The sequence below is a fragment of the Thalassospira sp. MCCC 1A02491 genome (assembly GCF_001613785.1).
GTDB lineage: Bacteria > Pseudomonadota > Alphaproteobacteria > Rhodospirillales > Thalassospiraceae > Thalassospira > Thalassospira povalilytica.
The window spans coordinates 28805-52390 of the sequence record NZ_LPVX01000009.1 but is presented as its reverse complement, the minus strand read 5'-3'; the positions used below and the strand labels follow the sequence as shown (position 1 = coordinate 52390).

Sequence of the window (23586 nt, the reverse complement as noted above, 5' to 3'; positions counted from 1 at the left end):
ACTGTCCGCTCGTAAGAATGCAAAGTGGCAATTTGGTGACCGTGATCTTTCAAATTCCGGTGCGATGCGATTTCACGGCGTCAGCCAGCGTTCTCGTCGACATTCAGTTGACGGCCTGACCGGAACTTCGCATGATCCGCATTCAAGGTCGGCGCAGCGAATGCCGGCCCAAAAGAATCAGGGAGTTTCAGGTAATGAAAATGAACAAATCGGGCCTTCTTTCCGGACTGGTCCTGGCAGGCAGCCTTTTTGCGTCCGTCTCAAGCGTATCGGCCGAGGAAATCAAGGTCGGGATCGCCAATTTCGGCGAACATCCGCAGCTTAATGCCGCGATTGCAGGCTTCAAGGAAGCCATGGCTGAAAACGGCTTTGTTGAGGGCAAAGACGTTTCCTATTCCGAAAGCCACACCAACTTTGACGCATCCCTGGTGCCCCAGATGATCACCAAGCTGCAATCCGAGAATCCGAAACTGATCTACACGATCACCACCCCGGTTTCGCAGATTGCCAAACAGGCGCTGGCAGGATCGGGCATTCCGATCGTCTTTTCGGCTGTGACCGATCCGGTTGCTGCCAAGCTGGTCCCGTCATGGGAAGCCGGTGACGAGGGCATGACCGGCGCGTCCGATCTTCAGGATATCGCAGCGGTTCTGGAATTCACCCGCAAGCTTCTTCCGGATGCCAAACGCCTTGCCCTGCCCTACAACCCGGGCGAAGCCAATGACGTTGCCCTTCTTGAAAAGGTCGAAGCATTGGCACCGGCTGCCGGTTTCTCGGTCGTTGCGGTCGGCATTGATAACGTCAATGACATCCAGCAGCGCATCACATCGGTCGCAGGCAAGGCAGACGTCATCTATACCCCGGCATCGAACCTGATCCAGCCGGCCATTGCCGCCGTGTCGGCCGCAGCGCGCCAGATCGGCGTTCCGATTGTCAACTCTGACAGTTCGGCTGTTGCCAATGGCACCGTTCCGGCCAGCTTCTCGGTTGATTACAGCCAGGTCGGCCTGAATGCCGGCAAGATCGCAGCCGAAATCCTTAAGGGCAAATCACCGGCAGACATCCCGCCGTCCGCCCCGTCCTATGAAACCCATGCACCGATGATTTCAAAATCGGCTGCTGCGGCCTTCGGGATCGAAATTCCGGCTGAATTCAACGATTGCGGCTGCATCGTCGAATAATTTCGTCCAGACCTGAACACACATTGGCGCCGCAAGTGGTCATTCCCTTCGGCGCCAATGCCATTTCGCCATGTCACACATGGCCCAAGGAGAAGACGGATGCTTGAAATCCGATCTGCACGCAAAACCTTTTACGCCGGACAACCCGACGAAAAGGTGGCACTTGATAATCTTGACCTGACCTTGCAAACCGGCGAATTCGGTGTGGTCATCGGATCAAACGGGGCAGGCAAAAGCACGATGCTGAACGCCGTGTCTGGCGCGCTTCCCCTTGATAGCGGTCAAATCCTGATTAACGGGGATGACGTCACCAACACCCCGGTTCATAAACGCGCCACCCGGATTGCGCGCGTGTTTCAGGACCCGATGCTGGGGACTGCGGCCAGCATGACGGTTGCCGAAAACATGCTTCTGGCCGAATTGCGCAGCAAAAAACGCACCCTTGCGCGCGGGCTTAATGCCAAACGGCTTGCCGATTACAAGGAACGGCTTGCTACCCTTGGTCTTGGGCTTGAAAACCGCCTGAACACCAAGGTGGAACTTCTGTCTGGCGGACAGCGCCAGTCATTGTCGCTGATCATGGCGGTTGGCGGATCGCCCGATCTGTTGTTGCTTGATGAACATACCGCGGCCCTTGATCCGCGCACCGCGGACCTTGTCATGCAGGCAACCGTTCGTGCGGTCGACAGCCTGAAACTGACGACGCTGATGGTGACCCACAATATGCAGCACGCTGTCGATTACGGGCATCGCGTCATCATGCTTGATGCCGGCCGCGTCAAACTTCAGATCGGTGGCGACGAAAAAGCAAATATAACCGTGGCAAAACTGGTCGATCATTTCGCGGTCAAGACCGATGCGATGATGTTGGGGGCTTAAGAATACGATGGAATTTCTGTCTTCGACCTTTACCAGCTATGTCGCCCTTGTGCCGGTGACCCTTGCCCAAAGCCTTATTCTGGCCTTTGTGGTTCTGGGCATCATGATCCCGTTCCGCACCCTGCATTTCCCCGATCTGACCAGCGAGGGCGCCTATCCGCTGGGCGGGTGTGTATGCGGTGTTCTGATTGCCGCGGGCATGAACCCGGCGCTTGCGATCATCGTGGCCCTGTTGTGCGGTTTTCTGGCCGGTTGCTGTACGGCACTTATTCACCTGCGGTTCCGCATTCACACCCTGCTTGCCGGGATCCTGATGATGACGATGCTTTACAGCATCAATCTGCGCATCATGGGCAAATCGAACCTGTCGATCTTTGGCTCGGACAGTGTCTATAACTGGGCACCGTTCGTTACCCCGGGCTTCCCGGTCAGCAAGATCATCATTGCCGGGATCATTGGTGCGGCTGTGTTCCTGGCCCTGAACTGGTTTTTCAAAACCGAAAAGGGCACGGCCCTTCGCGCGGTTGGTTCCAACCCCGCCATGGCTGAGGCACAGGGCATTTCGGTCTGGGTTTCAACCATTGTCGGTGTCGGCCTTGCCAGTGCCTTTTCGGCGACCAGTGGCGCATTGATGGTCCAGTCACAAGGCTTTGCCGATGTGAATATGGGGCTTGGCATTCTGATCAACGGTCTTGCCGCCTTGATGATCGGCGAGGCGGTCGTCGGCAAACAAAGCGTGTTTCGCCAGCTTCTGGCGCCGTTTGTCGGGGCGATCATTTATTATCAGCTGGTGTCGCTGTGCCTGGCGGCAGGCATGCCACCTCCCGACCTTAAACTGGCGACCGGTCTTTTCGTTCTGGCCATGCTGGCCCTGCCCAGCCTGAAGCGCGGACGCGGCGGCGCACCCGCACGCGAGAAATTGCGCGAATAGCCTTTGCCCGGTCTGCGTCACTATGCAACCGGTCTGAAAACAAAACGGCCGCCCTTCCCATCCGGAACGGCGGCCGTTTTTCATATCAGGTCATCGCGGACTGCATTCACGCCGCAAGCAGGAAAACGCCCGCTGCTGCGATGGCACCGCCACCGGCACGCACGGCAAATGGGGCGGCCTTTTCGGCCAGTTTTTTAACCGACATGCCAAGACCAAGTCCGATGGCATGAAGTGCCGCAGTCGCAACAGCAAAGCCGATCCCGTATTCGATGCCGCTGGCGGTTGCCGGCATTTCGGTGCCATGGGCATGACCATGGAAAACCGCAAACAGACCAACCAGCGCCATCGCCGCACCGGTCGGCAGATGTTTGCCAAGGGCAATAACCGCGCCCAGCACAATCACCGAACCGACAATGCCAAGCTCAACAAACGGCAGAGCAACATTGGCAACGCCCAGAATGCCGCCGACAGTCATCATGCCGACAAAAGACAAAGGCAGAAGCCAGACCGACTTGCCCCCTTGCTGGGAGGCCAGAATGCCGACCGCAACCATCGCCAGCAAATGGTCAAGACCACCGATCGGATGCCCGAAACCCGATGCAAAACCCGAAACCGTACCCGCCCCGGTATGGGCAAGTGCCGGCGTTGCCGCCAAAACCGCAATGGCAAAGGCAACAAGCGATGAATGCCGCATTCTGAAATCTCCTGTATGATCTGAAATTCGAACTTATGAAGTTTTTAAAAATTATCATACAGATCGCTCAATGCCAATATCCCAAACGAAAAGGGCGGGGAAAATGCCCCGCCCTTTTGCCAGAAGATAGATTGGATCAGCTGTTACCAGCTGTATTTAAGGGTCGCCAGAACCGTGCGGCCATCACCGTAATAGCGGCTGCCAAAGGTATTGGAAGACACATATTCACGGTCGGTCAGGTTGGTGGCATTGACCGACAGGCTGACATCATCGGTCACCGCATAAATGACCGCTGCATCAAACAGCGTGTATCCGCCAAGCGTTTCGGTATTGCCGTCATTACGTGCGCGTTCGCCGGTATAGCGCATGCCACCGCCAAGGGTCAGATCCCCAAACCAGCCCTGCCCCGGAATGGTGTAATCAAGCCACGCGGATGCCTGATGTTCGGGAACGTTTGCCGGGCTGTTACCGATATTGGCGGCCGTAATGTCGTCTTTGATTTCCGCATCGAGATAGGTATAGGCAAGCGTCAGGTTGGTCTGTTCATCAAGTGACATCTTGCCTTCCAGCTCAAGCCCGCGCGAATTGATTTCGCCGATCTGCTTATAGCTGCTGGTGCTTGAATTCCACTGCGACACGTTTTCCTGGGTCAGGTCAAACAGGGCCGCGGTAAACAGCGCATCAAAGGTTTCGGGCTGATATTTCACGCCGATTTCATATTGCGTGCCTTCCTGCGGTTTGACCCCGTCGGGGCGCGACGCCAGACCGGAATAGACCGGCTGGAAGGATTCCGAATAATTGCCGTAAATCGAAACTTCGTTGGTCGCCTTGTAGGTCAGACCAAGGCGCGAGGTGAATTTGTGATCATCGCGTTCGGCCGTGGTGCCGCTGCTGATGGTGTCGGTGTCACTTTGAACATAGTCAAAGCGCCCGCCAACCGTCGCAATCCAGTCATCGGCAATGGTCAGCTGTTCCTGCAGATAGGCACCATAGGTCGACTGGGTGATTTCGGTGTCGGAACTGCTTGTGAATGTGATGCAGGAAAGCCCGCAATAGGACGGGTTGTACGGATCAATTGCCGATGCCGTACCGTCGCGGCGGAATTCGCGGTTCCGGTCACGGTTGAAATCGATCCCCATCAGCGTTTTGCTGTCAAAGGTATCGTTGATCGCCGTGTCATATTGCAGCTGGTTATCGATCCCGAAGCGGTCAAGTTCACCATAAATCGCAAAGGCATTACGATTGCCAAGCGGTGTGCTGTCATTGAGATAGATGGTTTCATAGGTCAGATCGACATGGGTGTAACGCGCGTTCTGACGAAATTCGAGCTTATCGGTAATCTGGTGGGAAAGCGCATAACCGATATTGGTTTCTTCGGTGTCGAAATTGTTGAAATCCGGTTCCCCAAAGAACGCATCGCGGCTGGTTTCGATCCCGATCGGATAGCCATAGCCAAGACCGCTGTCGCGTTCGCTGTAACTTGTCAGAAGGGTAACTTCGGTGCCTGCCTTGGGCTTGTAGGTAAAGGCAGGTGCGATATAAAGACGGTCATCCTGCGAATAATCCTGGCTGCGTTCGGCATCCTGCCAAAGGCCGGTCAAACGGTATGTCCAGTTGCTGCCTTCGACCACAGGGCCGGTAACATCCCCGCCACCGCGCAGGTGATTTTCACCAAAGGTGGTAAAGACTTCGCCGCCAGCTTCGTCTTCGGGACGTTTGGTCGTCATATTGACCAGACCGCCCGGACCATTCAGGCCAAACAGGCTTGATGTCGATCCCTTAAGCACATCGATCTGCTGCAAACCATACGGTTCGGGACGGCTGTTGGTAAAGTTGTAGATACGAATGGGAAGACCATCGCGATAGCTGCTAAGCGACGTCTGGCCAAAGCCGCGAATACGCACATAGTCATAGCGATAATCTGACCCGTATTCCGCGGCCTGGACACCGGCGGTATAGGAAACAGCCTGCTGGATGTCCTGAACGTTGCGGGTTTCCATTTCTTTCTGGGTGATCACGGACACGGCCGATGAATCATCAAGAATTGGCGTGTCGGTTTTCGATGCCGTGCGGCTGCGCGATGCGACAAAGCTTTCGGTAATGGCAACATCCGGACCCGATGCTTCTGCGCCATTCGCCTCAACCCGGATCGGGTCAAGAACTTCGCCCTGTGCGGCCCCGCCGGTATTGACCGCTTCGATCACCACGGTTTCGTCATCGGTGATGTCGTAGCTCAGTCCGGTTCCGCGCAGCAATGCTTCAAGTGCCGTATCTGCACGCATGGTACCGGAAACGGCACTGGCCTGCACATTACGGGCAAGCGCGCCATCCACAGTCACCTGAAGCCCGGTCTGAACACCGAATTGCGCAAGCGCACTGGTCAGCGACTGGGCCGGAATGTCAAAGGCATATTGACCATCAATGCCGTTTGCCGCGACCTGGGCGGTCGCATCGCTTGCAAACATGACGGGCGCCAAGGCGGTCGTCATCATCAAGGCACTGGCTATAACTGCAACACGTCCACGATTACGCAGCGTGTCTGCACCCCCACTCTTCATTCGTCTTAATCTCCGTTTTACGTCATATGCCCCAACCAGACTGAGAATGCAAACGCTTCTCAATGGCGAGATATGAAACAAAACGGATCGGCTGAGTGTTTTTTCAAAAAAAGTTTCAGAAAATTCAAAATCAGCCTGAAAGCCCCGGTTTTACGCAAATTTCCCGGCGCGCCTCATGATCCGGATTTGATCAGGACGGCGACACAACAAGCAACCAAGGGGTAATTTCACGCACCGTTGCCTTTTGCGCACGGGCCATCCCGCGCAGGGCCGATACCGGATCATCAAGGCGATAAACCCCGGTCACTGTCTGACGGGACAGTTCGGCATCGGTAATGACGATGGTGCCGGTATAATACCGGCGCAACCGGTCAACGATTTCGCCCAGCGGCTGATCCTGGGCGATCAGCTGATTGTGGCGCCATGCGGCGATCTGGCTTGCCGGGGCGGTTGACCGGCGAACCTGTCCGTCGCGGCTGACCCGGGCCTGTTGTCCGGCTTCAAGCAATTCCGACACCGGTGGCACGGTCGGGGCATTTTCAACACGGACCTGCCCATGTTCAACCGCGACACTCGACCGACCCGCCGTATCAGACACATCAAATCCTGTGCCCAGCACGGTTACGGTCACGGCATCGGCACCGACGGTAAACGGCTTTTGCAGATCGGGAGTGACTTCAAAAAACGCCTCCCCGCTTAGCAATTCAACAAACCGGGTGGTGCCATCCATCCGCACCTTGATCGCGCTTTCAGGTGCAAGGGTCACTGTGCTGTTATCGGCCAGCGTCACCGTGGTAATTTCGGCTGTCTTGGTGAAATGATCAGCCTGCATTTCGGTTGCAATCCGCGGCCCGATTATTGCTGCGACCAGCGATGCGGCAATGGCAAGCCCGCCAAGACCAATCCCGCGCCAGGATGTATTGCCGCGTTTTTTAAACCGGCTTTGGGCGGCGATGACTTTGGCGGTTTCTTCGGCCCGGGCTGCGATGGCATCTTCGCCAGCAGCGGTTCTGACATCGGCCAGATCGTCTTCGGATGCACGTCTGGCATCCAGAAAACGCTGCCAGTCGGCTTTGCCGTCTTTAGCCTGATCGGCCCCAAGCGGTGCGATCCCCGCCATCAAATCAGCGGTGCGTCTGGTCGCATTCCAGGCATCAAGATGCAGCGGATCCTGCGCGCACCAGGCATCAAATTCTGCCTTGAGTTTGCGGTCCTCGGGCGCTTCGTGCAACCGGATAATCCAGTCGGTTGCTTCTTTTGCTGCCTTGGCTTGCGCCGGGTTTGTCATCCCTGTCATCACACCATTTCACCGTCCGGGCGCGCAATTTGATCGGCCGTGCCACGGACATATCTTGTCAGCAATCGCATCTGATCACCACCCAGACGGGCAGCAATGCGATCTTCTACACTGAAAAGAATGACCGGGTCATGCATTACCTTCATGGCCAACCGCCCAGACGTTCGCGGCAATGGTCAATACCGTCCGCCACCAGCTTGTGGGCCAGCGGAACAGAAATATCGAGGAATTCGGCAATCTCGCGCAGCTTGGCCCCGCCAAAGCGATGCATTTCGCAGGCAATCCGCGTTCTTTCGGGAAGCTCGGCCAGGGCCTGCATCAGGGTGGCATAGTCATCTTTGTAAAGAACGATGGTTTCCGGATCCGGCGTCTGTGCGGGCGAAATATTGGCGATCACTTCATAGTCAACCGCCCCGGTAACACGACTTTCCTGCGCATCGCGCCGTTTGCTATCAAGGGCAAGATTGCGCACGATCCGGTAAAGATACCCGGTCGCGTCTTCCAGAAACCGGCCTTTGGACGCCTCGTCAAACCGCAACCAGGCTTCCTGCACCAGATCTTCGGCCAACACACGGTTGCCGATGATCGAACTGGCATAGTTCACAAGCGCCGGTCTTTGGCGCATGAACAATGTCAAAGATGTTGAATTACCGGCCAAACAGGCATTCCTTTATGCGCAGCCCTTTCAAGCTCCGTTCCCCACGGCTTGAGCCATATCGCAAGTGATACTGATTATCAATAACTTTCACTCGCAACAGCACTGTTGCTTTCAACAAGTTTAGCTATTTCACCAAAAAAGCCGGCCTTTTGCTTGTTGAATGGCAAACGGGTCTCTGGAGGCCCAATTCGTTGATGCTGTTCGCAAACTGGCCTATTTGGCAGTAACAGACTTATGAATTTCCGCTGGATGCCTTGGCCACCGCCGGGATCAAAGTATTCAGGCAGACGACCTCCTTCTCGATCGCGTCGCAGGCAGACAACAGGCTTCCTTCGTTTAACAGGCGACGGCTGGTCTGCAATGCATCGGCAGGTTTTGCTGCGAGGCAAAGTGCATAGTCGCGGGCTGCTGCATGAACATCGACATCCGGTTTTACACATGAAACAAATCTATGGTGTAACGCCTCCTCTGCCGATATTCGACGGGCGCTTAAAAGCCAATCTCGAGCGATCATGTCGCCTACCCTGCGCGCCAGAAGCGCCGTTGCACCAGCTTCAGGAACGATACCGAGATCCGCAAAGGGAAACTTAAACACAGTACTTTCTCCTGCGACAACCCAGTCTGCATGTAACAGCATTGTGGCGCCGAAACCCACGGCTGCCCCGGTTACTGCGGCCACCATCGGCTTGGATTGTTGAGCAAAGGCAGAAATGCAACGACGCACCGCACCGTCTTGGGATTGGGGCCAAAGCTTGGCGAATTCAGCAATGTCGTGTCCGGCGCTGTAATGTGGCCCGACACCCTGCAGTATGACGCAATGCACATTTGTATTTTGGTTTGCGTGATTCATGGCGTTTGCGAGTGCATCGAACATCGCCTCATTAAGGGCGTTACGTTTCTCGGGGCGATTGATGCTTATTGTGCAGATGTTATCGCTGGTATCTGACGTGATTCTGTTTTCCATTAAGGGCCTCCTTCCTGAAACGGTATTTCGCGAGAGCATTGTTTACTTTTACGTAAACGTCAACTTAGATAGAAAACAGGAACCATCGCCCCAAAACAATCGTCAAAATCTGGCATGTGGGCTCAGATTTCTGCCAACCGGCTTAGGAAATTCGTTACCAACCTGTGGTAAAGTCGATTGATATCAACAAGAAAACGGCCCGTTTCAGGCACGCCACAGGGGGAGATCCACCATGCAGAAAATCAGCCTTGTCATCCTTGTGACCGGGATCGTTGCCGCGGGCATGTGGGGGATCAGCGATTATCTGTCACGCAAGGGCGAAGAACATGGCGATGTCACGCGTGGTCAATCCATTGCCGAGCAGACCTGTTTGCGGTGTCACACCAAGTTTGACGGCGACCCGGCCCCGGATCCGGCCGTTGCCGATGCGCCGTCCCTGGCAAGTTTCGGTCTGCGCTGGCCGCTTGAAAACCTGGAAGAAGCACTGGCAGAAGGCATCACCGTATCGCATGACAATATGACGATGCCGGAATTCACCCTGACACCGGAAAGCATCGCCGATCTTCTGGTCTATATGGAATCCTTAAGCCAGGAAGCCCGCGCCAAAGCCGGAAAATAACCGCGCACCGGACCCGCGCTGTCATCCCGCATTTCATCCTGTTCGCCATCCAGATTTGTCTTTTCCGGGCCAAACCCGCCCGATTCCCCGCCGGTTTTGCCCCCAAGGCCATAAAAATCCGGCGCATGATCAAACCTGAATGCGTGTGCGTATGTGCGGATCGACCCTCATGCCCCACCCTTTGAAAACCGCGGCTTTTCTCAATTTCGCGCCTGCACAAACCAGCCGAGAATTAGTCTGCAAATCCCCCCATAAATCACCGGTTGGTTGAATTTGAACTTGACTTGAACCGATTCAACGCAAAAATTGGTCTGACGTCTGATGACTGACCAGATTGAACAGTTCACCCCGGCAGTCCGGACCTGTGATGACAAACAAGAAGGTGTGATGTGCCGCACGCGGACGGAGCGACCATTCGACCCATTGAAACATCGGGACGCCGTGATGCGATCCTTGAAGCCCTGACCGATTTCATCGTCAGTTCCAAACTGGCACCGGGTGACCGGTTGCCGCCCGAACGCGAATTGATGGCGGGCCTGAAAGTTGGCCGGTCAAGCATCCGCGAAGCCATCGGCCATATGCAGGCATTGGGTGTTGTCGAAATCCGGCGGGGATCGGGCACCTATCTGAAGCGGCAAGTCAGTGAAAAGACCCTGTTCATGCCGCTTTCGATCGCCACCCAGCGCGACGGGTTGTTGCAAACCCTTGAAGTGCGCCGCGGGCTGGAAGTCGAAGCCAGCATGCTGGCCGCCAAACGCGCCACCGCACAGGACATTGACGAAATGCGCGCCGCCCTTGATGCGATGGAGGCCGAACATCTTGAATTCGGTACCGCTGGCGAGGCCGATCTGGTGTTTCACCTGTCGATCTACAAGGCATCGGGTAATCCGTTATTCGAACAGCTTCTGGGGCAAATGCGCGAAGCATTCGAAAGCTTCTTTGCCCAGCCGTTCAACCGCCCCGATTTCGCAAGTTCATCCTTTGAATTTCACCGCATGCTGTTTGACGCCATCGTTGCCGGCGATGCCGAACTGGCCCGCCAGCACACCCTTGCCATCCTTGAAGTCGTCGAGAACGACATCGTGAGAATGTCTGATGAAGAACAACAATAATCCGAACAATCACAAGCAAACTGTCAGCAACCCCGAAAGCGTCGTGGCCTATGACGCGGAACATTTCGCAAATGCCGTGGTGCCGCCCATTTTCCAGAATTCTCTGTTCACATTCGAGAATTTCGACGAAATGGTCGAAACCTATGCCGGGCGCAAAACCCGACCGGTCTATTCGCGTGGGCTCAACCCGACGGTCCGTGCCTTCGAAGAAAAGATCGCCGCCCTTGAAAAGACCGAGGACGCCCTTGGTCTGGCAAGCGGCATGGCCGCCATTTCATCGGCTGTTCTGTCGGTGGTCAAACCGGGCGACCGGATTGTGTCGGTCGAACATTGCTATCCCGATGCGTTCCGGTTTTTCGAAATGTTCCTGCGCGACATGGATGTCAGCGTCGATTACGTCGATGGTCGCGACCTTGATGCGGTGCACGCCATTCTGCCCGGGGCCAAGGTGCTGTATCTTGAAAGCCCGACCAGCTGGACCTTCCACACCCATGATATCAAGGCCCTGTGCGAGATCGCGCGCGATCATGGTGCGGTTTCGATGATTGATAACAGCTGGGCATCCCCGGTCTTTTGTCAGCCAGCCACCCTTGGCTGTGACGTGGTCATTCATTCGGCATCGAAATATATCGGCGGGCACAGCGATGTGGTGGCCGGTGTCATTGCCGGAAGCAACGATTTCATCGGCCGGGTGCGATCAACGATCCTGCCCTATCTCGGGGCGAAATTGTCGGCCTTTGACGGGTGGTTGCTGTTGCGCGGATTGCGCACGCTTCCGGCACGCATGCGCGAACATCAACGGTCGGCCATGATCATCGCCCGCAAACTTGCCGATCACCCCAAAGTAACCGCTGTTCACTATCCCGGCCTGATGGATCCGGCCGCCCCGGGACTAAGCGGTTCTTCCGGACTTTTTTCATTCGAATTCGCCCCCGAGGTCGACATTCCGACCTTTGTTGATGCGCTGCGCTTTTTCAAGATCGGTGTGTCCTGGGGCGGACATGAAAGCCTGATTGTCCCCGCACTGGTTACGCGGGCGCAAGTGGGCGGGCCCAATTCGGCGATGCGCTTTGGCGTGCCCGAAAATCTGGTCCGCCTGCATATCGGTCTCGAAAGCGCCGACGACCTCTGGTCTGACCTGGCGACCGCAATCGAGGCAAGCCTGAAGTAAGAACACTATCGTTTAAAACAGGGAACTTCACCATGAACTGGAAAACAACGCTACTGGCAGGTGTAACGACTATTGCGCTAACAAGTCAGGCCTGTGCCGACACCACATTGAAGCTGGTCGAAGTCATCACCAGCCCCGAACGCACCGAAACCCTTAAAGGGCTGGTCGCGGAATACGAGGCCGCCAACCCCGGTGTGACGGTTGAAATCACGTCCCTGCCCTGGGGGCAGGCATTCGAAAAATTCGCCACCATGGTTTCGGCCGGTCAGACCCCCGACATTGTCGAGATGCCCGACACCTGGCTGACGCTGTATGCCAATAATGGCGCGCTTGAAAGTCTTGAACCCTATCTTGCGAAATGGGACGGCGCGGAAACACTGAATGATCGCGCTCTGGAATTTGCGCGCTCGGCGGGGAATACCGCCTATATGCTGCCCTATGGTTTCTATCTTCGTGCGATGTTCTATAACAAGAAACTGTTCGAAGAAGCCGGTGTGACCGAAGTCCCCGAAACCCTCGAAGATTTCCGCGCTGCGGCCCAAAAGGTATCGGATCTTCCGGGCAAATACGGCTATTGCATGCGCGGCGGGCCGGGTGGTCTGAATGGCTGGGTGATGTTTGGCGCGGCCATGGCCGGTTCGAACGACTTCTTTACCGAAGACGGTCAAAGCACCTTCAATTCCGATGGCTGGAAAAATGGTCTGGAATATCTGGTCGATATCTACAAGGACGGCCTGGCACCCAAAGACAGCCTGAACTGGGGCTTTAACGAAATTGTGGCCGGTTTCTATTCGGGCACCTGTGCGATGCTTGATCAGGACCCCGACGCCCTGATCGCCATTTCAAGCCGCATGAAAGAAGAAGATTTTGGCGTGACCACCATGCCCAAAGGCCCGTCGGGCAAGGCATTCCCGACCATCGGTTATGCCGGCTGGTCGATGTTCTCAAACAGTGAACATAAAGACGAAGCCTGGAAACTGATTGCCCATCTTGAATCCAAGGACAGCAACCTGACCTGGAACAAGCGCATCGGTGCCCTTCCGATCCATAACGGTGCCGAAAGCGATCCGTTCTTTGCCAGCCCGCAATTTGCCGGATGGTTCGCCGAACTGTCCGACCCGGACGTTCACCCGACCGTCATGCCGACCCATCTTGAAGAATTTGCCTTCTTCAAGGACAGCCTGGTCATCCGCACCAGTCAGGAAGCCATGCTGGGCCGGATCACCCCGGAAGAACTGGCCAATCAGTGGGCAGAATATCTGACCCCGGCACAGAAAAACTGGATGCAGGCAAATCAGTGACCACTGTAACCCAAACCGGAAAACTCCCCGTCGAAAGACGGGGGGGCTTCTCACGGAAGATTTCCGGGATCATCGAACCATATCTTTATGTCTCGCCGGCCCTTGTCCTGATCATCGCGGTGATGTTGATGCCGCTGATCCTTGGACTGAGCTACGCGTTCCGCGACATCCGCATCCTTAATCCGTTCAGCGGCGGTTTTGTCGGCACGGCCCATTTCGAAGCCCTGATTTCCGATCAGGCTTTTCTGGGCGCGCTTGCCAATACCGCATGGTGGACATTCGGATCCCTGCTGTTTCAGTTCAGCCTTGGCCTTATTCTGGCACTTTTGCTGAACCGGCAGTTTCTGGGCCGTCGGCTGGTGCAGGCACTGGTGTTCCTGCCATGGGCGGTGCCGACCTTTTTGTCGGGTCTGAACTGGGCATGGATGTTCAACCCGGTGGTCGGCCCGCTGCCGCACTGGATGACGTCGCTTGGCCTGATGGCCGAACCGTTCAATATCCTGTCTGATCCCGACCTTGCGATGTGGGGGCCGATCATTGCCAATATCTGGTTTGGCATTCCGTTCTTTGCCATCACCATGCTGGCCGCCCTGCAATCGATCCCCAAGGAACTCTATGAGGCAGCGTCCATTGACGGCGCAACCACCCGACAGCAATTCATCAGCATCACCCTGCCCTTCCTTGCGCCCACCATTGCCATCACGCTGATGTTGCGCACCATCTGGATTGCCAATTTCGCCGATCTGATTGTCGTCATGACCAATGGCGGCCCGGCAGATTCCACCCAGATCGTTGCCTCCTACATCTTTACCCAGGCCTTCCGACGGCTTGATTTCGGCTATGCCTCGGCGATTGCTGCGGTGCTTCTGGTTCTGTTGCTGGCCTATGCGCTCAGTGTGATCGCGCTGCGCCGTGCCATGACCCATGCCGATAGTTAGGAACTCCGCCCCATGACCCTGACCGGACAAACTTCAGCGCGCAAATGGCTCTATTGGGGCAGTCATTATCTGATGATTGCCGCCTTTGTGATCTTTGCGCTGTTTCCGCTTTACTGGTTGCTCAAGGTTTCGGTGACGCCCAACGACATCCTTTATACCGAAGGGGTCCGTATGTGGCCGTCGCGCACCACCTGGGAGAACTACACATTCGTTCTGACCCAAAGCAACTTTCCGCACTATTTCCTGAATTCCGTGATTGTCGCGGGCACGACCGCCATTGTCACAACGCTGGTGGCCGCCCTTACGGGATATGCGTTTTCGCGCTTTGCCTTTCGCGGCAAGGTGATCATCGTCGCATTGATGCTGATTACGCAGATGTTCCCGCTGGTGATGCTGATTGCGCCGATCTTCAAAATTCTGGCCCCGCTTGGCCTGACTGACAGCCTGACCGGGCTGATCATTGTCTATACGGCGTTCAATGTGCCATTTGCGACCTTTTTGATGCAGTCCTTCTTTGACGGCATCCCCAAGGATCTTGAAGAAGCCGCGATGATTGATGGCAATACCCGGTTTGAAGCATTCCGCGCCATCATCCTGCCGCTCACACTTCCGGGTGTGGCGGCGACGCTTGGCTTTGTCTTTACCGCCGCCTGGAGCGAACTTCTGTTTGCCCTGATGCTGGTCAGCAGCGAGTCCGCATCGACCTTCCCGGTCGGGCTTCTGTCATTCGTTTCAAAATTCAGTGTCGATTTCGGCCAGATGATGGCTGCCGGTGTGCTGGCACTTATTCCCGCCTGTCTGTTCTTCCTGCTGATCCAGCGTTATCTGGTGCAGGGGCTTACGGCTGGCGCGGTCAAAGGATAAGAGGACGTTTCATATGGCTTCCATTCAAATTGCAAATGCGCGCAAAAGCTATGGCGCGGTTGATGTTTTGCACGGCATTGATCTTGAAATCTCGGACGGGGAATTCATTGTCCTTGTCGGTCCGTCGGGCTGTGGCAAATCGACGTTGCTGCGCATGATTGCCGGGCTTGAAGACATCACATCGGGCGATATTTCGATTGCCGGAACCGTGGTCAATGAATTGCAACCCAAGGACCGCGACATCGCCATGGTGTTTCAGTCCTATGCCCTTTATCCGCACATGTCGGTGGCCGAAAATATGAGCTACGCCCTGACCTTACGCAAAACCCCCAGGGAAAAAATCGCCGATGCGATTTCAGGCGTTGCAGAAATTCTTGGCCTGACCGCCCTTCTGGAACGCCGGCCCAAGGCACTTTCGGGTGGGCAGCGTCAACGTGTTGCCATGGGGCGTGCGATTGTGCGCAAACCCCAGGCGTTCCTATTTGATGAACCACTCTCAAACCTTGATGCCCGGTTGCGTGAACAGATGCGTACTGAAATTCGCAAACTGCATCGCCGCCTTGGTGCCACATCGGTCTATGTCACGCACGATCAGATCGAAGCCATGACAATGGCCGACCGGATTGTCGCCATGCATGACGGCATCATTCAGCAGGTCGGAAGCCCGGTCGAAATCTATGACCGGCCGGCCAACATCTTTGTTGCCAGCTTCATCGGCTCACCAGCCATGAACTTCCTGGAAGGAAGCTATGAACAGGTCGGGGAAAACAGTGCGGGCATCCGCCTGACTGACGGTGCGCTGGTACCGGTTTTGCCCGCGCGCGATGCCCAACACAATCAGCCGGTGACACTGGGTGCGCGCCCGGAACATATCACCATCGTCTCTGACGGGGAAAACGGCCTTCCGGCCAAGGTTGAGCTGATCGAACCGATGGGGCTATCGACCCTGGTCCATGTGACGCTGGCAGGCAAACCGATCAAGATTTTCACCATGGATCGCCCGGACTATGCGGTTGACAGTTTCATCCATATCGCCTTTGACATGACAAAGGTCCATGTCTTTGACAGCGCATCGGAAAAACGTCTTCCCCCGGCAAGCGAACCGCATGGTGATCATCGTGACTGAAAGATAAATTGAAATATAAACAGGGCGGGGAGCCGACAACTCCCCGCCCTTGATCATTCACAGGCGGCATAAACACCGCACACTCGTTTATCCCTAACCGTGATTGACCAATCTTGCAAAGGCCCAGCGCCATGCCGGATCAGGCGCAATGCCAAAGATGTCCTGTAAAGTTTGCGGGATGTCACCGACACTAAGGGTATGTTGCTCTTCCTCGCCGGTGACAAGCCGGATGGTCAGGCGATTGTTCAGAAGTGTGAACCGCGCAAACGGTGCGGATCGCGCCACCATCAGAGTTTTGCAAAAACCGCTTTCCGGGTGGTCGGATGCGTACCAGTTCATGACCTCGTAATCGATGTCGGCCACCGGTGCGATATCGATCTCATGCACTGCCTTCCACACACCATCACGTTCAAGTTCGACAAAATAGCTGTGCTCACCCTTGGTCACGCGATAGGTGTCATGCGGGGCGACCTGTGGCATGGCAGTATCAAGCAGCAAGGGCGCGGTCGGCACACATCCGCCAAGACCAACATCGGCCAGCCATGCCTCGCCATCGATGGTCACCCGGTTGGCCATGTGGCAGCGCGGACGTGGCAGATCATTTTCGCCATATCCCCACAACACCCGTCCGGCTAGACCTTCGACCGCAAAGCCAAGGCTGCGCAGCACCCGGCGGAACAGGGAATTTTGTTCGAAACAATATCCGCCCCGCCCGTCATGGATCAGTTTCTGATCCACATCTTCGGGCACGATGCTGATGGGTTTGTCATTGAAGACATCAATCGCTTCGAACGGGATATTGGCCGGATGCAGGGCATGCAGGGTTTGCAAGACTTCAAGGGTCGCTTCGCGCGGGCCGTCATAACCGATCCGGGCGAAATAGGCATCAAGATCGACTTCCTGAACCGGTATGCGGACCGGCTTTGCCCAACTGGCATTGACCCGGCTTTGCAAACGGTTGTGATCATTGGCGGGTGTGACGTCGCGGCGTATTGGCTGGGGACTGTTCATCAATCGGCTCCATAATCCTGATGATATTTTCATCTCATGGAACAGGACGATAGAACCTCAACCAATGTTAAGGTCAAAAGGAAAAAATTGTCTTTTTGCTTTTTGGCTTCGAAATCGAACAATCTTCGACAATATGACAATATTCGGGACCACATCACAACAATGACCGGCCATTGTCGCCCCATACAAGCAACAATCAATCAATTAGACGCATGATCCACAGCTTTTGCACGACAGCGCCCCTCATCCTGTGATAATCAGTAGCTAAATCGATTTTAGACGGTCGCCGGGACCAACCCGCCACGGAAAATGTCCGGGCAGACCGATGGAAACGTCGCCATATCAAACAAAGACGGATAGCCATATCCGTTCCTGACCCAGGAAAGTTGCCATGCGTACTGTTTATGTGAACGGCGAATTTTTGCCGGAAACCGAAGCCAAGATTTCGATCTTTGACCGATCCTTCCTGTTTGCCGATGGCGTATATGAAGTGACCTCGGTGCTTGATGGCAAACTGATTGACTTCATGGGTCATATGAAGCGTCTTGAACGCTCGCTTTCCGAACTCAAATTTGCGTTCAAGCCTGATATCGATCAGCTGCTTGAAGCCCACCGCGAGCTGGTAAAACGCAACGACATCACCGAAGGCCTGATTTATCTTCAGGTCTCGCGGGGGTCGGCTGGTGATCGTGATTTCGCAATCAACCCGGAAACCACGCCGACCATCGTTATGTTCACGCAAAGCAAATCGCTGATCAAATCAGCCCTGGCCGAACGTGGACAGAAAATCGTCACCTTCCCCGATATCCGCTGGCGCCGGTCCGACATCAAGACCGTGCAGCTGCTTTATGCGTCGCTTCTCAAAACCGAAGCCGCATCCAAGGGTGCCGACGATGCATGGATGGTTCTCGATGGCTTTGTCACCGAAGGATCAAGCAACAACGCCTATATCGTGACCCAGGACGGCACGATTGTAACCCGCGAACTTTCGACTGACATTCTGCACGGCATCACCCGCGCATCGGTTCTGAAATGTGCCGAGGAATTGCAGCTTAAAGTCGAAGAGCGCCACTTCACGATTGAAGAAGCCCAGAATGCAAAAGAAGCATTCTCGACCTCGGCCTCGGCCTTTGTCTGCCCGGTGGTTGAAATCGACGACAAGAAAATCGGCGATGGCGTTCCCGGCCCGATCGCCAAGCGCCTGCGCGAGATTTACATCGAAGCCAACCGCGCCACAGCACTCTGATCGGCTCTTACATCTGCGTCCCAACGCAAACGCCGCCTGTAACCGGGCGGCGTTTTTCTTTGTGGCCTAACCTGCCCTTTTCCCCTAACACTCGAAGACAGATGGCAAAACGCCCCAACAAACATGCCATCAAAAGGGAAAGCGCCACCAACCATGAATGCTCAACAGCCCCAACATAACATGACCGGCATCATCCTGATGTGTGCCGGTGTCGCCCTGCTTTGCATCAATGATGCCTTGGCCAAGGGATTGATGGATCATTATTCGCCGATCCAGATCATCTTTATGCGCAATTCGATTGCGCTTCCCTTTGCTACTCTGCTTGCCATCAAGATGGTCGGGTTTGGCGGGCTTCGGTCCAACCGGGTTGGCGTGCATTTCATGCGCACCGTCATCTGGATCACCGCCACCATCATGTTCTTTACCAGCATCCATCTGATGGGCCTGGCCGAGGCAACGGCTCTTGCCTTTGTCGCCCCGCTTTTCATCACCGCCATTTCTTCGGTGCTGATTGCACGCGTTGGCTGGCGGCGCTGGCTGGCCGTCATGGTCGGGTTCATCGGGGTTCTGGTGATTGTCCGCCCGGGTGCGGCAACGTTTGAACCGGTGTCGCTTTTACCCGTCGCCACGGCCTTTACCTATGCACTTTTGATGCTGAGCGCCCGGTTGCTTGATGCCCGCGAAAGCATGTGGACGCTTTTGTTTTATCTAAGCTTCACCAGCACGATCTTAAGCGGTGCGACCGTCTGGTATTTCTGGACCCCGATCCGGGTCGAGGATATCGGGCTTTTCATCGCCATTGCCTTTGTCGGCACCGGCGGCATGACCATGATCACCCAGGCCTTCCGGGTTGCCGATGCCCCGACTGTTGCGCCCTTTGACTATACCGCCCTTGTCTGGGCAACCGGGCTTGGCTGGTTCTTCTGGGGCGAAACACCCGATCTTCTGACCTTTGTCGGGGCGGCCATTATCACCGCCAGCGGCATCTTCATCATCTTCCGCGAAAAGCGCGTGGCAGAGCATTGAACAAGGAAAAGCCCCGCCTTGGCGCACCTGCTAATCGCGGGGCTTTACGCCGTAACTGATCATCGCACCAGCCCGCATGGCGGCTTCGTCCATATCGGGATTAAAGCGATAGCTGGGTGCCAGGATTTCCTTGGCCTTGATGACGCGCACATCGATCAATGATCCGACCCGAAACGCATCGCCTGCCATGCCTTGCAAGATGGCATGACGATGGTCAAAGCCCTCATCACGCGGGCGCATCAGCACGGCCTCGCCATAAAGCTGCCAGCCTTTTTGCGAAAACACATCGACAAAACTGACACAAACACGCGGATCGCGTGCAACATTCTGAACCGATTGCGGGGATGCGATATTGGCAATGATGAGCCGGTCTTCACCATAACAGGCAAAGATTTCCTTGGGGCTGACCGACGGCCCGTCCCCGGAGCTGGTCGCCAACCAGCACAGGACCGAGCGGTTGGCATAATCACGGATTTCATCACTGAGCATCGGGCATTACTCGCACGTCTTTATGACCGGTTTGCCTGCACATTTTGACAGCTCAACCGCGTACTGACCATAAAAACAAACCCGCCTTTCACCAGAAAAGCGGGTCAAGCACATCCATGTGCACAGGGATTAGTAATTGGCCTTGAACGGCGGCTCTTCACCACGCTCCGCCGCAGCAGCCGCAATATTGCGCAGAAGTGCGCGCTTGCTTTCGGTGCGGTATTCCCCGGAATTGCGCGCAACATAATCCTGCCCGGAATAGCCAAGTTCGGCTTTCTTCCGCTCAATAGATTGTCCAAGCTCTTTAAGAGTTGTTCTGCGCATTAACGTAGTTTTCCAGAAATAGCAGTGAAAAATCACCACCTGTTTCGTCCGATATTCTGCGATCAAGATAAGCTTTATCGACAGTTTCCGCAAGCTTCAGCAGCTCTGCGGCCTGTTGCAGCATATCGTCACGCATGTTTGGCGGCGCATTATACTGCCCCATTCGATCAGCGATCAGGTCTTCAAGTGCAATGAAGCTGACATTACCACCACCTTCAAGATCAATGATCAGAACGCGGTCCTGATCTGCATGACCTTCCATCAGTTGCCTGCCAACAACTTCGACCCCAAAACCGAATTCCTGATGCTGAAATCCGCGTGCAAACGCGCCAAAGCCAACACTGCGCACAAAGCCTTCTTTTTCAAGGGCCACCTCGAAGGTTTCCTGCCAGGGCGTGATGACATCAATATCCCCGGACACAATCGCGCCCTGGGTATAAAGCTCCACCGCGGCCCCACCGACGATGACGGGCCGCATATGACCTTCGCCTTCAACATGATCGAAAGCGCGTGATAGCAAATTCAGAACTCTGACATACGCTTCACGATAAGCCATATTTTACCAGCAAAAATCCCCGATCGCATAGGTGATGTGACGGCCCGTGGCCGCCAGAAGCGCATCAAGCTTTTCACGTTCCGGCAGGGTGCCGCGCGGCGCGTCCAGTTCGGCGGCGTGGATGCCACCGGTGACAAGGGCGACATCAAGTCCGGCATTGTTTGATCCGGCAATATCGGTCGATATGCTGTCGCCGACGACAAGCAATTTCGCATCTGGGCCTTTGTCAAACATTTGCAGACAGAAGTCATAGGCACTGGCGAACGGCTTGCCTTCCCAGCGGACATCACCGCCCAGTTCTTCGTACCGTCCGGCAATGGCACCGGCACAAATGATGCGTTCCCCACCCCGGATCACTTCGCGGTCCGGGTTCGGGCACAGGACCGGAAGATTGCGGGCCTTAAGTGCGTGCAAAAGGTCTTCATATTTCGAGACCGGATCGTGGTCCTCGTTCGGGCCGGTGATCAGGACCCAGTCGGCGTCTTCGACCGTTTTGACGATTTCGACATCCTGATGCTCAAACATCGACATATCGCGCACCGGACCGACCATCAAAACCTTGCGGCCCAGTTTCGCATACCAAGGATCGGTACGATCAACGAGCTGGCGATAGGCGATCTCGCCCGATGCCACCGCCGGACCATAAAGATCCCGCGCAATGCCCATATCTTCCATCCGGCCGGTCACCACCGACGAACGACGTGGTGCGTTGGATAACAGGGCAACCGGAATACCGGCATCCTTGAGCGCCTTCATCGCCGGGATCGAGCTTGGATAGGGATCAACCCCATCATGCACCACCCCCCAAAGATCAAGGATCACGGCATCATATTTGCCGATCACTTCCGAAAGGCCATTGATCATTTCATAGGGGGCGGCTTTGCTCATTCCGGTCAGTCCTTTTTATCTTCTTTGTTGCCCGATTTGGCATCAGTTTTGGCATCAGTTTTGGCTTCAAGTGCTGCCTTGGCGTCGCGGGCTTCATCCACCGGGATGCCCTTGCCCGAAATTTCCGGGAAGGCCGCACCAACCGCGTCCGCAACATTGGCAAAGCCATCCTTGCGCAGCCTGCGGGCAAGGTCTTCCTTGATCTCGGTGACAAGCTCAAGCCCGTGATAGACCAGCGATGAATAAAGCTGCACCAGCGACGCACCATTCAAAATCTTTTCATAGGCATCCTTGCCCGATGCAATCCCGCCAACCCCGATCAACGGCACCTTGCCCTCGGTCAGGCGGTAAAAATCGGCAAGAACCTTGGTCGATGGTTCCATTAATGGCGGGCCCGAAAGACCACCCTTTTCATCCTGGTCATAGGAATTAAGCCCGACCGGCCGGTCAATCGTCGTGTTCGAGACAATCATGCCATCGATTTTGACCTTGAGCACCACGCTCGCAATGTCGGATTTGTCTTCATCGGTCAGATCCGGTGCGACCTTAAGCAACACCGGCACACCCTTGGCGAATTTGTCGCGTGCCTTCAGCACCGATTTCAAAAGCTTTTCAAGCGGAGCCCGACCCTGAAGGGCACGAAGACCCGGTGTATTGGGCGATGATACATTGACGACAAGATAATCGGCAAAGGGGCCAAGTGCCTCTACCCCCTTGGCGTAATCATCGGCGGCGTCTTCGGAATATTTGTTTTTGCCAAGATTGGCCCCAAGGATGCCACGGCGCGCACGTTTGCGCAGCCTGTTTGCCACGACCTTCGCCCCGTCATTATTAAAGCCCATGCGGTTGATTACCGCCCGGTCGGAATAAAGACGGAAAAGGCGCGGCTTGGGATTTCCCGGTTGCGGCAAAGGTGTCACCGATCCGATTTCAACAAATCCGAACCCGTGTGAAAGGGCGGCATTGGGGACCTCGGCATTTTTATCGAACCCCGCGGCAAGCCCGACCGGATTGGCAAATTTGCGCCCGAAAACTTCGGTTTCAAGGATCGGGGTCGCGTCCGTTGCGTCATCCGCACGCGGCACCAGATTGTTTTTCAAGGCCCATATGGCAAGACCATGTGCGGTCTCTGCATCGATCCAGCGGACAATCGGCAAAACCAGTGACTTGTACCACCCCACGCGACAGGCTCCTTTTGCGTTTGACAACCTGTCCTGTTCTTACGCGCCCCGGCCCCGATGGGCAAGGATCAATGCAGCATCAACCATACCGGCCGGGTTGGTCAGACGCCCTCATTCATCCGTTCATCAAACGCCGCACGGGCGGCTTCGACTTCGGGCATCTTTTCCTTGGTCCAAAGATAAAGCGCCTTGAACGGGCCAATAAGGGTACGGCCCAGCGGGGTGATTTCATATTCGACCGCCACGGGTGATGTCGCAATCACATTGCGCGCGACAATGCCGTTGCGTTCAAGTTTGCGCAATGTCTGGGTCAGGGCCTTTTGCGTGATGCCTTCCAGCCCGCGCTTGATCGCGTTAAAGCGCAATGGCCCATCGGCCAGAACCGCCAGGATCATCATCGACCATTTATCGGCGATCTGGTCAAACAGGCCGCGACACGGGCAATCGGCGCGGAATTCCTTGATCGAGCATTCCTTCATTTCCATGACCTGTCCTTTTCCCTTCCCTTTTTTTGCTTGTTCTTCCCGGATTACCCTTCCGGCACCGGTTTTTGCGGTTCAACTTTTTGCGGC

The 23586-nt window shown here is 55.5% G+C and carries 25 protein-coding genes; 12 read left to right on the top strand and 13 right to left on the bottom strand.

Translation table 11 applies throughout. The annotated features are described in order from the left end of the window. Window positions 1-194: 194 nt before the first annotated feature. The 3 genes from AUQ42_RS04570 to AUQ42_RS04560 all read left to right on the top strand — a co-directional run bounded on the left by AUQ42_RS04570 (window position 195) and on the right by AUQ42_RS04560 (window position 2991). The gene (locus tag AUQ42_RS04570) at window positions 195-1181 is read left to right on the top strand and encodes an ABC transporter substrate-binding protein (protein WP_068517920.1); all 987 of its coding nucleotides are present in this window, start codon (window positions 195-197) and stop codon (window positions 1179-1181) included. A 99-nt stretch (window positions 1182-1280) separates the two neighbouring features. Further along, window positions 1281-2060, top strand: coding sequence for an ABC transporter ATP-binding protein (locus tag AUQ42_RS04565; protein ID WP_068517919.1), 780 nt, complete (start codon window positions 1281-1283; stop codon window positions 2058-2060). 7 nt (window positions 2061-2067) lie between these two features. Next, a complete protein-coding gene (locus tag AUQ42_RS04560) occupies window positions 2068-2991 on the top strand; it encodes an ABC transporter permease (RefSeq protein ID WP_068517918.1) in 924 nt (307 codons plus the stop codon). Between the two features lie 106 nt (window positions 2992-3097). Here AUQ42_RS04560 and AUQ42_RS04555 read toward each other — a convergent pair whose 3' ends face one another. From AUQ42_RS04555 to AUQ42_RS04535, 6 genes are all read right to left on the bottom strand, one after another. Next, window positions 3098-3685 (bottom strand): HupE/UreJ family protein, encoded by a 588-nt coding sequence (locus AUQ42_RS04555; protein WP_068517917.1) that lies wholly within the window; start codon window positions 3683-3685, stop codon window positions 3098-3100. 143 nt (window positions 3686-3828) lie between these two features. Then, a complete protein-coding gene (locus AUQ42_RS04550) occupies window positions 3829-6150 on the bottom strand; it encodes a TonB-dependent siderophore receptor (protein ID WP_231856681.1) in 2322 nt (773 codons plus the stop codon). Between the two features lie 283 nt (window positions 6151-6433). Then, window positions 6434-7540 carry a FecR domain-containing protein gene (locus AUQ42_RS04545; protein ID WP_068517915.1) on the bottom strand — a complete coding sequence of 369 codons (1107 nt, stop codon included), beginning with the start codon at window positions 7538-7540 and terminating at the stop codon, window positions 6434-6436. After that, the gene (locus AUQ42_RS15765; RefSeq protein ID WP_156480832.1) at window positions 7540-7686 is read right to left on the bottom strand and encodes a hypothetical protein; all 147 of its coding nucleotides are present in this window, start codon (window positions 7684-7686) and stop codon (window positions 7540-7542) included. Before AUQ42_RS15765 ends, AUQ42_RS04545 begins: the two co-directional genes overlap by 1 nt. Beyond that, window positions 7683-8165, bottom strand: a complete 483-nt coding sequence (locus AUQ42_RS04540; protein ID WP_068517914.1) for a sigma-70 family RNA polymerase sigma factor — start codon at window positions 8163-8165, stop codon at window positions 7683-7685. The genes AUQ42_RS15765 and AUQ42_RS04540 overlap by 4 nt, the downstream gene beginning before the upstream one ends. 265 nt (window positions 8166-8430) lie before the next feature. Beyond that, window positions 8431-9162, bottom strand: coding sequence for an enoyl-CoA hydratase-related protein (locus AUQ42_RS04535; RefSeq protein ID WP_068517913.1), 732 nt, complete (start codon window positions 9160-9162; stop codon window positions 8431-8433). Window positions 9163-9394: 232 nt separating this feature from the next. Between AUQ42_RS04535 and AUQ42_RS04530 the strand changes: the two genes are divergently transcribed. From AUQ42_RS04530 to AUQ42_RS04500, 7 genes are all read left to right on the top strand, one after another. Next, window positions 9395-9781 (top strand): cytochrome c, encoded by a 387-nt coding sequence (locus tag AUQ42_RS04530; RefSeq protein WP_068517912.1) that lies wholly within the window; start codon window positions 9395-9397, stop codon window positions 9779-9781. 389 nt (window positions 9782-10170) lie between these two features. Further along, window positions 10171-10893, top strand: coding sequence for a FadR/GntR family transcriptional regulator (locus tag AUQ42_RS04525; RefSeq protein WP_068517911.1), 723 nt, complete (start codon window positions 10171-10173; stop codon window positions 10891-10893). Beyond that, window positions 10877-12064, top strand: a complete 1188-nt coding sequence (locus tag AUQ42_RS04520; protein WP_068517910.1) for a PLP-dependent transferase — start codon at window positions 10877-10879, stop codon at window positions 12062-12064. Before AUQ42_RS04525 ends, AUQ42_RS04520 begins: the two co-directional genes overlap by 17 nt. Window positions 12065-12096: 32 nt before the next feature. Next, on the top strand, window positions 12097-13365 hold the full coding sequence (locus AUQ42_RS04515) for a sugar ABC transporter substrate-binding protein (RefSeq protein ID WP_068517909.1): 1269 nt from the start codon (window positions 12097-12099) through the stop codon (window positions 13363-13365). Next, complete coding sequence (locus tag AUQ42_RS04510; RefSeq protein ID WP_068517908.1) at window positions 13362-14303, top strand: carbohydrate ABC transporter permease; 942 nt, start codon at window positions 13362-13364, stop codon at window positions 14301-14303. The genes AUQ42_RS04515 and AUQ42_RS04510 overlap by 4 nt, the downstream gene beginning before the upstream one ends. 12 nt (window positions 14304-14315) lie before the next feature. Beyond that, on the top strand, window positions 14316-15167 hold the full coding sequence (locus tag AUQ42_RS04505) for a carbohydrate ABC transporter permease (protein ID WP_068517907.1): 852 nt from the start codon (window positions 14316-14318) through the stop codon (window positions 15165-15167). A 13-nt stretch (window positions 15168-15180) separates the two neighbouring features. Next, window positions 15181-16293, top strand: coding sequence for an ABC transporter ATP-binding protein (locus AUQ42_RS04500; protein WP_068517906.1), 1113 nt, complete (start codon window positions 15181-15183; stop codon window positions 16291-16293). A 93-nt stretch (window positions 16294-16386) separates the two neighbouring features. Here the strand turns inward: AUQ42_RS04500 and AUQ42_RS04495 are convergent, their stop codons facing one another. Further along, complete coding sequence (locus AUQ42_RS04495; RefSeq protein ID WP_082817730.1) at window positions 16387-17304, bottom strand: arylamine N-acetyltransferase; 918 nt, start codon at window positions 17302-17304, stop codon at window positions 16387-16389. Between the two features lie 391 nt (window positions 17305-17695). On the opposite strand from AUQ42_RS04495, the gene AUQ42_RS04490 reads away from it, so the two are divergent. Both AUQ42_RS04490 and AUQ42_RS04485 read left to right on the top strand, forming a co-directional pair. Next, window positions 17696-18550, top strand: coding sequence for a D-amino-acid transaminase (locus AUQ42_RS04490; RefSeq protein WP_068517905.1), 855 nt, complete (start codon window positions 17696-17698; stop codon window positions 18548-18550). Between the two features lie 153 nt (window positions 18551-18703). Next, window positions 18704-19576 (top strand): DMT family transporter, encoded by an 873-nt coding sequence (locus AUQ42_RS04485; RefSeq protein WP_068517904.1) that lies wholly within the window; start codon window positions 18704-18706, stop codon window positions 19574-19576. Between the two features lie 30 nt (window positions 19577-19606). On the opposite strand, the gene AUQ42_RS04480 is transcribed toward AUQ42_RS04485, so the two are convergent. The 6 genes from AUQ42_RS04480 to AUQ42_RS04455 form a co-directional block, all read right to left on the bottom strand. Next, window positions 19607-20065: a pyridoxamine 5'-phosphate oxidase family protein gene (locus tag AUQ42_RS04480; protein ID WP_068517903.1), complete on the bottom strand. Its 459-nt coding sequence runs from the start codon at window positions 20063-20065 to the stop codon at window positions 19607-19609. A gap of 129 nt (window positions 20066-20194) precedes the next feature. Continuing rightward, window positions 20195-20389 carry a hypothetical protein gene (locus AUQ42_RS04475; protein WP_068517902.1) on the bottom strand — a complete coding sequence of 65 codons (195 nt, stop codon included), beginning with the start codon at window positions 20387-20389 and terminating at the stop codon, window positions 20195-20197. Beyond that, a complete protein-coding gene (locus AUQ42_RS04470; protein ID WP_156480831.1) occupies window positions 20370-20867 on the bottom strand; it encodes a hypothetical protein in 498 nt (165 codons plus the stop codon). Before AUQ42_RS04470 ends, AUQ42_RS04475 begins: the two co-directional genes overlap by 20 nt. Before the next feature lie 81 nt (window positions 20868-20948). Beyond that, on the bottom strand, window positions 20949-21833 hold the full coding sequence (locus AUQ42_RS04465) for a TIGR01459 family HAD-type hydrolase (RefSeq protein WP_068517900.1): 885 nt from the start codon (window positions 21831-21833) through the stop codon (window positions 20949-20951). 5 nt (window positions 21834-21838) lie between these two features. After that, window positions 21839-23014, bottom strand: a complete 1176-nt coding sequence (locus tag AUQ42_RS04460; RefSeq protein ID WP_068517899.1) for a quinone-dependent dihydroorotate dehydrogenase — start codon at window positions 23012-23014, stop codon at window positions 21839-21841. Window positions 23015-23115: 101 nt separating this feature from the next. Beyond that, window positions 23116-23499, bottom strand: coding sequence for a helix-turn-helix domain-containing protein (locus tag AUQ42_RS04455; protein WP_101247586.1), 384 nt, complete (start codon window positions 23497-23499; stop codon window positions 23116-23118). Between the last annotated feature and the right edge of the window lie 87 nt (window positions 23500-23586).

What these genes read in the sequence shown, in the direction of transcription:
- AUQ42_RS04570 (WP_068517920.1), top strand. Translation starts at nt 195, where the DNA reads ATGAAAATGAACAAATCGGGCCTTCTTTCCGGACTGGTCCTGGCAGGC.
- AUQ42_RS04565 (WP_068517919.1), top strand. Translation starts at nt 1,281, where the DNA reads ATGCTTGAAATCCGATCTGCACGCAAAACCTTTTACGCCGGACAACCC.
- AUQ42_RS04560 (WP_068517918.1), top strand. Translation starts at nt 2,068, where the DNA reads ATGGAATTTCTGTCTTCGACCTTTACCAGCTATGTCGCCCTTGTGCCG.
- AUQ42_RS04555 (WP_068517917.1), bottom strand. Translation starts at nt 3,685, where the DNA reads ATGCGGCATTCATCGCTTGTTGCCTTTGCCATTGCGGTTTTGGCGGCA.
- AUQ42_RS04550 (WP_231856681.1), bottom strand. Translation starts at nt 6,150, where the DNA reads ATGTTTGCAAGCGATGCGACCGCCCAGGTCGCGGCAAACGGCATTGAT.
- AUQ42_RS04545 (WP_068517915.1), bottom strand. Translation starts at nt 7,540, where the DNA reads ATGACAGGGATGACAAACCCGGCGCAAGCCAAGGCAGCAAAAGAAGCA.
- AUQ42_RS15765 (WP_156480832.1), bottom strand. Translation starts at nt 7,686, where the DNA reads ATGAAGGTAATGCATGACCCGGTCATTCTTTTCAGTGTAGAAGATCGC.
- AUQ42_RS04540 (WP_068517914.1), bottom strand. Translation starts at nt 8,165, where the DNA reads ATGCGCCAAAGACCGGCGCTTGTGAACTATGCCAGTTCGATCATCGGC.
- AUQ42_RS04535 (WP_068517913.1), bottom strand. Translation starts at nt 9,162, where the DNA reads ATGGAAAACAGAATCACGTCAGATACCAGCGATAACATCTGCACAATA.
- AUQ42_RS04530 (WP_068517912.1), top strand. Translation starts at nt 9,395, where the DNA reads ATGCAGAAAATCAGCCTTGTCATCCTTGTGACCGGGATCGTTGCCGCG.
- AUQ42_RS04520 (WP_068517910.1), top strand. Translation starts at nt 10,877, where the DNA reads ATGAAGAACAACAATAATCCGAACAATCACAAGCAAACTGTCAGCAAC.
- AUQ42_RS04515 (WP_068517909.1), top strand. Translation starts at nt 12,097, where the DNA reads ATGAACTGGAAAACAACGCTACTGGCAGGTGTAACGACTATTGCGCTA.
- AUQ42_RS04505 (WP_068517907.1), top strand. Translation starts at nt 14,316, where the DNA reads ATGACCCTGACCGGACAAACTTCAGCGCGCAAATGGCTCTATTGGGGC.
- AUQ42_RS04500 (WP_068517906.1), top strand. Translation starts at nt 15,181, where the DNA reads ATGGCTTCCATTCAAATTGCAAATGCGCGCAAAAGCTATGGCGCGGTT.
- AUQ42_RS04495 (WP_082817730.1), bottom strand. Translation starts at nt 17,304, where the DNA reads ATGAACAGTCCCCAGCCAATACGCCGCGACGTCACACCCGCCAATGAT.
- AUQ42_RS04490 (WP_068517905.1), top strand. Translation starts at nt 17,696, where the DNA reads ATGCGTACTGTTTATGTGAACGGCGAATTTTTGCCGGAAACCGAAGCC.
- AUQ42_RS04485 (WP_068517904.1), top strand. Translation starts at nt 18,704, where the DNA reads ATGAATGCTCAACAGCCCCAACATAACATGACCGGCATCATCCTGATG.
- AUQ42_RS04480 (WP_068517903.1), bottom strand. Translation starts at nt 20,065, where the DNA reads ATGCTCAGTGATGAAATCCGTGATTATGCCAACCGCTCGGTCCTGTGC.
- AUQ42_RS04475 (WP_068517902.1), bottom strand. Translation starts at nt 20,389, where the DNA reads ATGCGCAGAACAACTCTTAAAGAGCTTGGACAATCTATTGAGCGGAAG.
- AUQ42_RS04470 (WP_156480831.1), bottom strand. Translation starts at nt 20,867, where the DNA reads ATGCGGCCCGTCATCGTCGGTGGGGCCGCGGTGGAGCTTTATACCCAG.
- AUQ42_RS04465 (WP_068517900.1), bottom strand. Translation starts at nt 21,833, where the DNA reads ATGAGCAAAGCCGCCCCCTATGAAATGATCAATGGCCTTTCGGAAGTG.
- AUQ42_RS04455 (WP_101247586.1), bottom strand. Translation starts at nt 23,499, where the DNA reads ATGGAAATGAAGGAATGCTCGATCAAGGAATTCCGCGCCGATTGCCCG.